This window comes from Lysobacter sp. A421 (assembly GCF_054052145.1).
Map to the genome: position 1 here is coordinate 878,142 of NZ_JBSVRL010000001.1, position 11,453 is coordinate 889,594.

The following is an 11,453-nucleotide window of genomic DNA, read 5'->3' on the forward strand; positions in this document are numbered from 1 at the left end:
CTCACGGCACCGGCAACAGCACCGGGGCGGGTTCCGCGGGTGGCTGCCGCGAACGTGCCTCGGCCTGCCCCATCGCACGGGCAGCGGCGGCTTCCGGGTCGGCTGGCGCCGGGGCAGGATTCTTGCCTTGCCCCTCCGCCTGTCCTTCCTCCGACTCCGACTCCGACTCCGACTCCGACTCCGGCTGCGGCTCCGGTGCCAGCCAGCCACCGGTAAACCCGGCGCGCTCCAGGCCGGCACGGATGTACTTGTTGCGTTTCATGACATCCCAGACGAAATCATTGCGGTAGTTCGCGATCATGGTCAGGATCGGCCCCTGATCGATCCCGATGTAGTCGCTGGACACCCAGCCCTTGCCCGGCACGATGCGCCCGTTCTTCAGCGGGATGTCGTAATTGAAGCTGGGGTTGAAGGCATCCAGGAACCCATAGCTGGAGTACAGGAAACTCCCGTAGCGCTTGTGCATCTCCACCGTTGCCGGGATCACGATCTCGGGCGCGAACGGCAGCGACGCAATCGCCGCCGTCGGCGCAATCGTGCCGTCGTCGAAGTTGATGCTCAACCCCGCGCCACGGGCGGTGTAATGGTGGAACTGGCGCTGCTCACCGGCATACTCCTGCAAGGTGTTCTGCGGACCGTCACTGGCAGTCAGTCCCCAGACATTCTCGCCATACCCTTTCCAGCCCATCGGGTTGGCAATGGCGTAAGCGCGGTGGGCGTAGGCGGCGCGGCGGCTGTTCTCGAAATAGTCGATCCCGCGCTCACGCATGTACTCGTCCCGGATGCCGCGAAAGTCGATCCAGACATGGCTGAACTGATGGCCGAACAACGGCCCGAATGACAGGTATTCCTCGCCTTGGTAAACCCCCCAGACGTTATTGTAGGTCCGCGTCCAGACCGTCCATGCCTCCGGCTCCACCGGGTGGGTGGGCGAGCCCAACGCCAGCACGTACAACAGCATCGCCTCGTCGTAGCCCTTCCAGTCGTACTCGATGAAGCCGCTCTCGGGATACCAGCCCATTGATATCAACGGCGGGTTGCGCTGCAGCCAGGTCCACTCGACGCGGCGGTACAGCTCATCGGCGATCTCGCGGATCTCCACCGCGCGCGGATCGTCGCCCTCGTAGTACGACTGTGCAAACAGCACGCCCATCATCAGCAGGCCGGTATCGACGCTGGACAGCTCGACCCAGCTGGAATAACGCTCACCGCTGTCGATATCCAGGAAGTGATAGAAGAAACCGTGCCATGCGCCGTCGCCCGTCGCCTCCTTGCCGCTGGGAATGTCTCGCAGGAACTTCAGCGTGGTCAGGGTACGGTCGAGCGCCTGGGTACGGCTGATCCAGCCATTCTCGATCCCGATCGGGTAGGCGGTCAGCGCGAACCCGATGGCGGCAACACTGGAAAACGGGCGCGACGGGTAGCGGTCCGGGGTCAGGCCGTTGCGCTCGTTGGTGGTGTCCCAGAAAAACTGGAACGTACGCCGCTCGATATCGTCGAACAGCTCGGGCAGCACCGGCTTTTCCGGCACCGCCTCCACCACCGGCTCGGCCGGCGGCGTGACCTGTACCTGTTGTGTCTGTTGTGCCTGCTGGATCTGCTCCTGGCGCGCCTCGACCGAGGTCTTCGGCGGCTCCGCTGGTTTACACGCAAACAGCAACAACGAACACAGCAACACTGCAACCAGCCGGCCCGCACCGCCACGACGTGGCTCTATGGCACTCGGCGGCGAAACGGGCGATACCGTCATGCGTTACCAGTCCAGGCCAAACGACAGTTTGAAGGTGCGCGTGGGCAACAAAATCCCATCGCCATTGCGCTCAGCGAATGTCAGGTTGGGATCATCGGGCCCGCCACGCCAGTTGTCGTAGTCGGTCCAGTTGCGCCAGTTGAAGGCGTTGATCAGGTCGGCGCGCGCCCACAAACGCAGCTCGCTGCCGGTATCCCATTCCTTCTGCAACGCCAGGTCGAACTGCTTGAACCCGATCGACTCATCAGGGATGAAGGGATCGAAATAGCAATTGTCGAAGGTCGCCGCCGCGTAACAGTTGGTGGCATCGCGAGCGACCGGACTGGCCAGACTCAGCTTCGCCGATACGGTGATCCCCCACGGTGCATCGTAGATGCCGGTGGTCACCAGGCGGTGCTTGGCGATCCCCACCGAGCGCAGGAATGGCTGCCCCACCAGGTCGCCGTAGTCGAACAGATAATGCTCGTCGGCATTGGCCGCGTTGAGGCGGTTCTCCTTGGCGTCACTGTAGGTATAGGCGATGGTCACCCCCCAGCCCGAGTCCTGGGTGTAGGGCTTGTTCATCGATAGCAGCAGGCTGTTGAGCTTGGTCTCGATACCATTGCGGGCAATCAGCAGTTTGCCGTAACCCGGGATCAGGTTGTTCTCCGGGTTGTTTCCCCAGGTGGCGTCGGGCTTGGCCGGGTCGCGGAAGTCACCGTTCGGATACCGGTTGCCCAGCGCGAAGTAGATGCCGTCGTAGCTGCGGATATGGGCCAGGGTGACCGAGCTGTCCCAGTCGTGGCCGCCCAGGGTGATCATGTTGCGCATGCCCAGGCTGTACTGATCCGAATAGGGCGTCTTCAGGTCGTTGTCGATCAAGTTGATTTCCACCCCCTGGTTGGGATTTCCCGCCACCAGTTGCGCCAACCGGTCCGGATCCAGGTACGCCGGGTCCCACGCCAGGCAGTTGTCGACGCCAACCTCGCAGGCGTGTTGCGCAGTGTCGAACCGGTACTGGTAGCTGGGGAAGGTGTGCTTGGCTTGCTCCAGCGCCAGGTAATCAAACAGGTTGCGGTCGTAGGAGCGGCCGGCGCCACCGAAGATCACATGACGGCTGTCGGCGTTGAGGTCGTAGGAAAACCCCAACCGTGGCTGCCAGGCATTTTTGAACGCCTCGCGGTTGCTGCCGGTGGAGATGAAATTCTCGATGTCGTAGTTGGCGCCGTCGAGGTTGGCCCAGTCGCGCAGCGCCGCGGCGATGCCCGGATCGGTCTGGTAATCCAGGAACCCCGGCGTCTGCTCGTAATCCCAGCGCAGGCCGAGGTTCAGGATCAGGTGCTCATTGACCTCCCAATCGTCCTGCACATAGATACCAAACTGCTTGTTGCGGGAACTGATCGCGCGGTCGCCGGTAATGGTGCTGGCATTGAAGTTGACCTGGTACGGCAGCATCGGGTCGCCGGCGATGTCGTAACGGAACTGCGGGTTGTACGGCTGTTGCTCGAAGGAGCTGACCTTGACGCTCTTGAACTTGATGCCGGCCTTGACCGTGTGCCCGGCCCAGCCAAAGAACGTGAAATCGTCTTGCAGCCCGTAACCTTCCTGGCCCTTGTCCTGGTAGTCGGCGCCACCGCCGGAGGCCAGCACCAGCCGCTCCTGTGGATTGCCCTCGTCGTCCAGTGGCCAGGTGTAGAGCTGGTAACCGGGCGCGATCACGTTCGAGCGTGGACTCCAGTAGCTTTCCTCATAGGTGAGATGGACGTCATTGAGCCAGTCCTCGGCGTTGAACTGGTGGCGCAGGTCGATCCGCGTCTCCTCGTTGTTGTCGGTCTTGGCGCGGCTGGCGGTATTGACGCCGCTATCGAGCAGCAGGCCCTCCTCGACCCGGTGCTTGGCGGTCAACTCGACCAGTTGGCTGTCACTGGCCTGCCAGCTCAATTTGCCGAAGTACAGGTCCTCGTTGAAGGTGGCCTGGTTGTTGCCAATCAGCGGGCGCAGGTGCGCGGGCAACTGGTCCACGGTGAAGTTCTCACCGATACGCACTTCACGCGGCTGGGAGTAATCCTTGGCCTCGTAGGTGACAAAGAAATGCAGCTTGTCCTGGATGATGGGGCCGCCCAGGGCAAATCCGTATTGCTCCTCGCTCGAGGGTACCTTCTCGCCGGCCTTGTCCTCGCGCACGGTCGGCGCGCGCCACTGGTCCGAGGTGCGGTCCCAGAAGAAACTGCCGTCGAACTGGTTGCCGCCGGACTTGGTGACCGCCGTCACCGCGGCGCTGCTGATCTGGTCGTATTCGGCCTTGTAGTTGGAGGTGATGACCTTGTACTCGCCGATCGCCAGTTGCGGGAACGGGTTGCCCCGGCTGCTGTCCTGCCCGCTGATGCCGCCCTTGAGCACGTAGTTCTTCTGGCCGACGCCATCGATGAATACATTGATGCCGTTGGACGACTGGGCGCCGCTGCGCAGACTGGTGTAACCACTCTCCCCGGAGCCCGAGAACTGCATGCCCGGGACCGTGTCGGCGAAGGCCAGGAAGTTGCGCGATACCTGCGGCAGCGCCTCGATCTGTTTCTGACTGACGTAGGTCGCCACCTCCGAGGTCTTGGTCTCCACCAGCGCGTGCGCCGTGACCTGCACCGTCGCCATTTCAGTAGCCTCGCCCACCGGGCCGGTCTCGGCCATCCCACCTGCCGCCAGGTCCAGTGTCGCCGTCTGGCCAACCCTCACGGTCACCACCTGGGAATTGCTGCGGTCACCGGCGGTGACTTCGACCCGGTAGTTCCCCGGTGGCAGTCCTGCCAGCGAATAGCGGCCGTCGGCAGAAGACTGGACGCTGCGGGTCAGTCCGCTGGCCAAGTTGGTCGCCGTCACCTGGGCATTGTCGGCCGGCGCCGCATCAAGGGTGACCTGGCCACGGATCGTGGCGGCGGTGCTCTGCGCAAGTACGGTGGGGGCGGCGAACGCGAGGCAACAGGCCAATGCACAGGCGAGCAGCCTCGGGGTCGGACGGCGGAGACGATGCGGACACGGCTTCATTAGCAGTTCCTCGATCCAGCGTTCAATCGACTCTACCCGTTTTACACCCGATGTTTTCGCCCGATGCGGCGCAATACCGATCCCATCGGCACGCCCGGAGTCAGGGCAATACCGGGTTGAACGGTCGCACCTCGGTGCGCACGTAGACCTTCGCGTCAACGTAGGGATCGGCTTGCGCCCAGTCACGGGCGGCCTCCAGGGATTCAAATTCGGCCACCACCACGCTGCCGCTGAAGCCCGCCGGACCGGGGTCTTGTGCATCAATCGCCGGACACGGGCCGGCCAGCAGCAATCGACCCGCATCGCGCAGCGCCGTCAGCCGGGCGAGGTGTTCCGCCCGCGCCTTCTTCCGTCGCGCCAGCACATCGTCGCCGTCATACCCCTCGATCACGTACCACATGGCTTGTATTCCTCCTGGATGTCGCTGAATTGTAGGTCACACTCCCGCAGAAGCCGCTGGACAGCGGTTTCGCCAGCCCGTACCCTACGAACAACCTGAGGCCACTGAGCCGTTTGCCGAAGACGTCCGAGCGCCCTGCATGGCACTACGTCTTCCACGGTCCACGTTCAACGCCACAGCGCGACACTCCAAGCCTGGAATTTCTGAAACCGTTTGCCGCCACGCGTTGCCGCCACGCTGCCACGTGGTGCGACTACCGGGGTCGCTGGAACGATTTCCCCGGCCGTGTTCCGTTCTTCCGATATTGCAGCGCCACGACCCAGAGGGGGTCGGCCCCGCATGACAAACGATCCCGCGCCCGACGCGAGCATGCAAAATTTGACGCTGGTCCAGGATGGGGACGCCTCACGGTTGGCGCCACCGCGCCAGCAGGAAATGCCGCTCGCCATGGTGCACGGCCAGCCGGTACTGCAGATTCCGCAGGACCTGTACATTCCTCCGGACGCGCTGGAAGTCATCCTCGACGCATTTGAAGGACCGCTGGACCTGTTGCTGTACCTGATCCGCCGGCAGAATCTTGAGATCCTCGACATCCCGGTGGCCGAGATCACCCGCCAGTACGTCGACTACATCCAGGCCATGCACCATTTGCGCTTCGAGCTGGCCGCCGAATACCTGGTGATGGCCGCGATCCTGGCCGAGATCAAGTCGCGGATGTTGCTACCGCGCGCCATGGCCGAGGAGGACCTGGAAGACGACCCCCGCGCCGAGCTGGTACGCCGGCTGCAGGAGTACGAACGTTTCAAGAAGGCGGCCGAAGACATCGATGCCCTGCCCCGGCAGGATCGCGATACCGCTCCTGCGAACGCGTTCGTTCCGGATCGGGCATCAATCAAGCTACCGCCGGAGGTCGACCTGCGCGAGATGTTGTTGGCCCTGCACGACGTGTTCAAACGCGCCGAGCTGTACACCGAACATGCCATCAAGCGCGATGCGCTGAGCGTGCGCCAGCGGATGGCGGAGCTTCTGGCGCGACTGGAAGATGGCGCGTTTCACCGTTTCGAGAGCCTGTTTGAAGTGCACGAAGGCCGGCTCGGCGTGGTGGTCACGTTTCTCGGCCTGCTCACCCTGGCCAAGGAACAACTGGTCGACATCGTCCAGGAAGCCGCATTGGCGCCCATTTATGTCAAGTCACTGGCGCTTGGTACCGACCCGTCGGAGATCCAACTCAGCGACGAGTTCGACCAGGCGGCCAACGACGACGCCACACCCTGAGCGGCAACGCCCGCGCACGGCCCCAAAGCTATTTTTCACCACAGAATCATCGCCATAGAATCATCCATGGACCAAATCCTGATTACCCGAATCGTCGAGGCCGCGTTGCTCGCCGCCAGCCAGCCGCTGACGGTGGCCCAGCTCAACGAGTTGTTTGCCGCCGACGTCGCCAGCGGCGAACCGTCACCGACCGGCGGCGTCGCCCAGGCACTGGAAACACTGCAGGGCGACTGCGCCGATCGGGGCGTCGAACTGGTGGAGCTGGCGTCGGGATTCCGCTACCAGGTCAAGGCCGACGTCCACCCCTGGGTCGCGCGCCTGTGGACCGAGCGCCAGACCCGCTACACCCGCGCCACGCTGGAAACGCTGGCGTTGATCGCCTACCGGCAACCGGTCACCCGCGGGGAGATCGAGCAGGTGCGCGGCGTGGCGGTCAGCAGCAACATCATCCGTGCGCTGGAAGAACGCGAATGGATCCGCGTCGTCGGCCATCGGGATGTCCCCGGTCGGCCGGCCTTGTTTGGCACCACCCGGGGCTTCCTGGACTACTTCGGACTCAAGCGGCTGGACGAGTTGCCGCCGCTGTCGGAGCTGAAGGAAATCGGCGAGCTGGAGCCACAACTGCGCTTCAACGACAAGGACGCGCCCGATCCACCCCAGACCATCGACGCCGGAAGCATCGGTGTCGATGCAGACGAACCCACCACCGCCAACCCGGCCATCGACGCGATGCCGGGAACCGCACCACTCGAAGAAGACGACGCCTCGCTGGTCTCGTCGGAGCAACAGAAATGACTGAAGAAACCCGCGGCAAGCTTTCCCTCAAGCACGGCAACGACGCCGGTGACAACCCCGCTGTGCGCATGCAGGAACGCCTGCACAAAGTGCTCGCGCAGGCTGGTCTCGGCTCGCGCCGGGCACTGGAACAACGCATCGCCGATGGCCTGATCAAGGTCAATGGCGAGGTCGCCCAGGTCGGCGTATCCATCGGCAGTGGCGACAAGGTCGAGATCGACGGCCGCCACTTCATCGCCAGCGCGCTGACCGAAGCGTCCCGGGTGTTGATGTACAACAAGCCCGAAGGCGAGGTCACCACGCGCGAGGACCCCGAAGGTCGCCCGACCATCTTCGACGCCCTGCCGGCGCTGAAGGGCGCGCGCTGGATCGCGATCGGCCGGCTGGACATCAACACCACCGGCCTGCTGATGCTGACCACCGATGGTGAGTTGGCCAATACCTTGATGCACCCCTCCTTCGAGGTGTCGCGCGAGTACGTCTGCCGGGTGCGTGCGCCCGAAGGCCAGGACCACGTGGAAGATGCCATTGCCGACCGCCTCAAACGCGGCGTCACACTGGAGGACGGCCCGGCGAAGTTCGATGAGGTCGAGCGCATCGGCGGTGCGGACTCGCACGACTGGTTCCGGGTCGTGGTGAAGGAAGGACGCAACCGCGAAGTCCGTCGCCTGTGGGAATCACAAGGCTGTCAGGTCAGCCGCCTGAAGCGGATCAAATACGGCTCGGTCGACCTGCCCCGCGAATTGCTGCGCGGCCAGTCGCAGGAGCTGACGACCGAGCGTGTCGAGAGTCTGCGCAAGGGCCTGGGACTGGAAGATGGCGCACCGTCGGCGCTGACCCTGCAGCCGGTGATTGGCCAACGCAAGGCGGCCCGTTCGACCATCAACCTCACTGGCAGGGCACAGAGTCCCGGCTACGTCGGTGGCCATGTCACTTCGGCCGACGAGGGCCGCGAGTTGCGCCGTTTCGACAATGTTCGGGAGGACCGTGGTCGCGGCCGTGGTGCGCCCAAGCGGCATGGCGGACTGACCGTCAGCGGTGAAGCCGCCGCCAAGCAGTCGCAAAAGCCGTTCAAGCAGCGCGCCCCGAAGGGCCAGCAGCCATTACCGGACGGCAACCCCGCCGCATTCCGCAGCTGGTACGTGCCTGACGGCGTGAATACCGGCCCCACCGGTCACCGCAACGCGGATGGCCGCACCCCGAAGCCGTATGGCAAGCCGGGTGGCGGTCACGGGCGTCCGGGCGGCGCGGGTCGTCCGGGCGCTGGCCGTCCGGGTGGTGGCCAGGGACGCAACGATCGCGGTCCAGCCAGCTCGCCCAGCTTTCCGTCCGACCATGCCAATCCGGGCGGGTTCAATCCCTACGGCGACAAGTCACGCAGCACGCGCGCTCCCGGCGGTCGACCGGCCAATAAACCCGGTGGCAATCGTTCCGGCGGCCCGGGCGGCCCAGGCGGTCCGCGTCAGGGCGGTCCGCGCAGTGGCGGACGCCCAGGTAGCGGCGGACGCGGGGGTTCGCGCGGCGCCTGATACGCAGTAATCCCTGATCGAATGCCGCACGGCGGTATTCGATCAGGGAGAGATAACGGCGTGATCAGCGTGGAATCGCCAGGTGGCGTGCTTCCAGCCGATTCCCCGCGCCGCGCGGGATGGTCTCGATCACGGCGTCTGCCGGCATCGGCGCACCTGCTTGCAAGTGCGCCCAGGTCCGATCCAGCGCCTCATGGACATACGGCAGCAACGGCAGGTACTGCGCGCCGTAGACCGGCAGGCCGAGGAACCCATCGAAATGCTGTGCGTTGCGCACCTGCCAGTAGTGCACGTCGCGGCCAGCGGCCTGCGCGGCGGCGACATACGGCGCGCTGCTGAACGCCGGTGGGATCAGGCCGTCATCGAGTCCGTGGATCACCATGATCGGCAGGTCCGTACGCGGCAGGCTGGCGCGCACGGCAGCGATGCCTTCGCGTACGCGTTCGGCGTCCGCACCTTCGCCATCCCACAACCCGCGCAGGCATTGCAGTTGGGCCAACGGGGCGTCGGGATCGAGCGCCGGCGCGATGATGGCGACACCGGCTCCGGGCGGGATACCCCCACCATCCGCCGACCAGGCGGCGCGGTCGACAGCCGTCGCGGGGCGTGGCGTGCCTGCCTGGGTCTGCGCGGCAAACGAATATCCACACGGATGCTCGGCCACGCCGTAGCGGCCATAAGTGGAGGCGTATGTCACCGCCACCGAGCGCCACAAATCGAACGCCACGCTGATTGAGCCGGCCCGCAATGCCGCGTCGGTCCAGCCGTTCGCGTGCAGGGTGTCGTAAGCAGACTTCTGCTGCTCTTCGATGGTCGCGCCCGTCACCAGACCGGCTTCGGCCAACGCCGCGCACTGGGCCGCGGCCGTCGGCATCGGCGGGATGCCCAGCACTGGCAACGCACAGGGCATCAGCAACGCCGCCTCGGTGGTGTAGTCATACAACGGGCGCGCACCTGCCACCTGCACGTTCGGCTCACCGGCAACGACCGCATCCAGCCAGTCACCGTCCAGCTCGGCGGCACGCAACACCGCCCCGCCGCCGTTGGAGATGCCGACCGCGATCACCCTGGTGTTGTCGAACTGGAACGCCGGCGAGTCCGGGAATGCGCGGTCCAACGCCAGCAGGGCGAACTCGGCGGCCTGCTTGACGTGCCGGCCCCAGTCCGCCTCGGGGTTGTCACGCGAGTGCGCGTGCTTGACCGCGACGCCGTGGCCGGTCGCCGGCTCCGGCACGAAGGCCAGTGGCTCGTCCGCCGACGGTGCACCCATGGTGCCGTCCAGACGCGCGCCCAGTCCCGCGTCGAGATCGAAGTAGTCGGTGCCGGCACCCTTGTCGGTATAGGCGACCGCGCAACCCTTCGGCAACGCCCACGGCCCCGCAATCGCGATCGCGCCCAGCACTCCGCGCGATCCCGACGCCGGCGCCACCACGATGCAGCGGGCTTCGTGGTCGAAATTGTCGGGTACCTGCACCAGCACGCGATGCGGCTGGCTCGCGCCGGCGACCCGTGCGAATGCCTGGTACTCGCGACCCGGTACCGACGCGACACTGCCGTAAAGCTCGCCATAGCCGCCGCCCGGCGCCAGGTCGGCGATGCCACGCCAGTTGCTCCACGTGGCACGACGGCGCACTTCCTCGACCGTTGGCGCGGCCGGGTCGGCGAATGCCGGTGGGGTCATCGCGCGCAAGCCGTCCAGGCCGAGTCCTGCGGTCAGCAGATCATCATCGGGGCCACGATGCTCGCTGACCCGTATCGGTCCGAATGCCGTCGCGTCGGACTGGTTGGCGGAACTGACGTCGACTGGCGTGCTCCCGGTGTGATGGGCAGGTGTCGCGCAACCGGCCAACACGGCCAAGGCGGCAACCACGGATAACTCAAGCATGGAAAGGTTCATTTGCCGACCTTAGCAAGACCGATGCTCGCCGCCATCGTACTTTCGTACCGTCCGCAATTCCCGGCCGCTTGCTAGGCTGGGCTACTACCTGTCCGACAAATCGTCCGATGCCCACCTTGCTCATTGCCGACGACCATCCGCTGTTCCGGGCCGCACTGCGCGGCGCGGCAGTGGATGCCGTCGCGGATATCACGGTACACGAAGCCGAATCGCTGGATGGCGTGCTGGCCGTGCTGGAAGCGCAAGCCGATGTGGATCTGGTCCTGCTCGACCTGCATATGCCCGGCAACCACGGGTTGGCCGGCCTTGCCGCGATTCGTGCGCAGTACCCGGGCGTCGCCGTCGTGGTGGTGTCGGCCAACGATGATCCACGGGTGGTGCGTCGCGCGCTCGACCATGGCGCCGCGGGCTACCTGCCAAAGAGTTCCGGGCTGGACGAACTGCGCGACGCGATCCGCGCCGTGCTCGGCTGTGAGCAATGGCTGCCGCCATCATTGCGGGCCGCTGTCTCGCGGACGCAAAGCTCCCGGGACGACGCCGACCTCGCCGCGCGGCTGGCGAGCCTGTCGCCGCAGCAGTTCCGGGTGCTGACCCTGGTCGCCCAGGGCTTGCTGAACAAGCAGATCGCCGATCGGCTGGACGTACAGGAACGCACGGTGAAGGCGCATCTGTCGGCCATTTTCGAACGCCTCGGGGTGCGCAACCGGACCCAGGCTGGCGTGGTGCTGCGCGAGTTGGAGCTGACCGACCCGTCGCGGCGAATCGCGGACTGACACCCCAACCCGACGA

7 protein-coding genes and 1 pseudogene are annotated in these 11,453 nt (G+C 65.3%); 4 read left to right on the forward strand and 4 right to left on the reverse strand.

The genetic code is table 11. From position 1 onward, the window contains the following. Nucleotide 1: 1 nt before the first annotated feature. The 3 genes from ACW7G6_RS03935 to ACW7G6_RS03945 form a co-directional block, all read right to left on the reverse strand. Nucleotides 2-1,750 carry a glucoamylase family protein gene (locus tag ACW7G6_RS03935; protein WP_456979564.1) on the reverse strand — a complete coding sequence of 583 codons (1,749 nt, stop codon included), beginning with the start codon at nt 1,748-1,750 and terminating at the stop codon, nt 2-4. Between the two features lie 3 nt (nt 1,751-1,753). Then, on the reverse strand, nt 1,754-4,768 hold the full coding sequence (locus ACW7G6_RS03940; protein WP_456979565.1) for a TonB-dependent receptor domain-containing protein: 3,015 nt from the start codon (nt 4,766-4,768) through the stop codon (nt 1,754-1,756). 100 nt (nt 4,769-4,868) lie between these two features. Further along, complete coding sequence (locus ACW7G6_RS03945) at nt 4,869-5,168, reverse strand: YciI family protein (RefSeq protein ID WP_456979566.1); 300 nt, start codon at nt 5,166-5,168, stop codon at nt 4,869-4,871. Nucleotides 5,169-5,537: 369 nt separating this feature from the next. On the opposite strand from ACW7G6_RS03945, the gene ACW7G6_RS03950 reads away from it, so the two are divergent. The 3 genes and pseudogenes from ACW7G6_RS03950 (at nt 5,538) to ACW7G6_RS03960 (ending at nt 8,767) form a co-directional block, all read left to right on the forward strand. Next, on the forward strand, nt 5,538-6,443 hold the full coding sequence (locus tag ACW7G6_RS03950) for a segregation and condensation protein A (RefSeq protein WP_456979890.1): 906 nt from the start codon (nt 5,538-5,540) through the stop codon (nt 6,441-6,443). A 66-nt stretch (nt 6,444-6,509) separates the two neighbouring features. Then, a pseudogene (gene scpB / locus ACW7G6_RS03955) lies at nt 6,510-7,071 on the forward strand (SMC-Scp complex subunit ScpB); the annotation flags it as partial. Between the two features lie 163 nt (nt 7,072-7,234). Further along, nucleotides 7,235-8,767: a pseudouridine synthase gene (locus ACW7G6_RS03960; RefSeq protein WP_456979567.1), complete on the forward strand. Its 1,533-nt coding sequence runs from the start codon at nt 7,235-7,237 to the stop codon at nt 8,765-8,767. Between the two features lie 64 nt (nt 8,768-8,831). Here the strand turns inward: ACW7G6_RS03960 and ACW7G6_RS03965 are convergent, their stop codons facing one another. Beyond that, nucleotides 8,832-10,652: a 3-hydroxybutyrate oligomer hydrolase family protein gene (locus ACW7G6_RS03965; RefSeq protein ID WP_456979568.1), complete on the reverse strand. Its 1,821-nt coding sequence runs from the start codon at nt 10,650-10,652 to the stop codon at nt 8,832-8,834. A gap of 119 nt (nt 10,653-10,771) precedes the next feature. Between ACW7G6_RS03965 and ACW7G6_RS03970 the strand changes: the two genes are divergently transcribed. Next, nucleotides 10,772-11,437: a response regulator transcription factor gene (locus ACW7G6_RS03970; protein ID WP_456979569.1), complete on the forward strand. Its 666-nt coding sequence runs from the start codon at nt 10,772-10,774 to the stop codon at nt 11,435-11,437. Nucleotides 11,438-11,453: the final 16 nt, after the last annotated feature.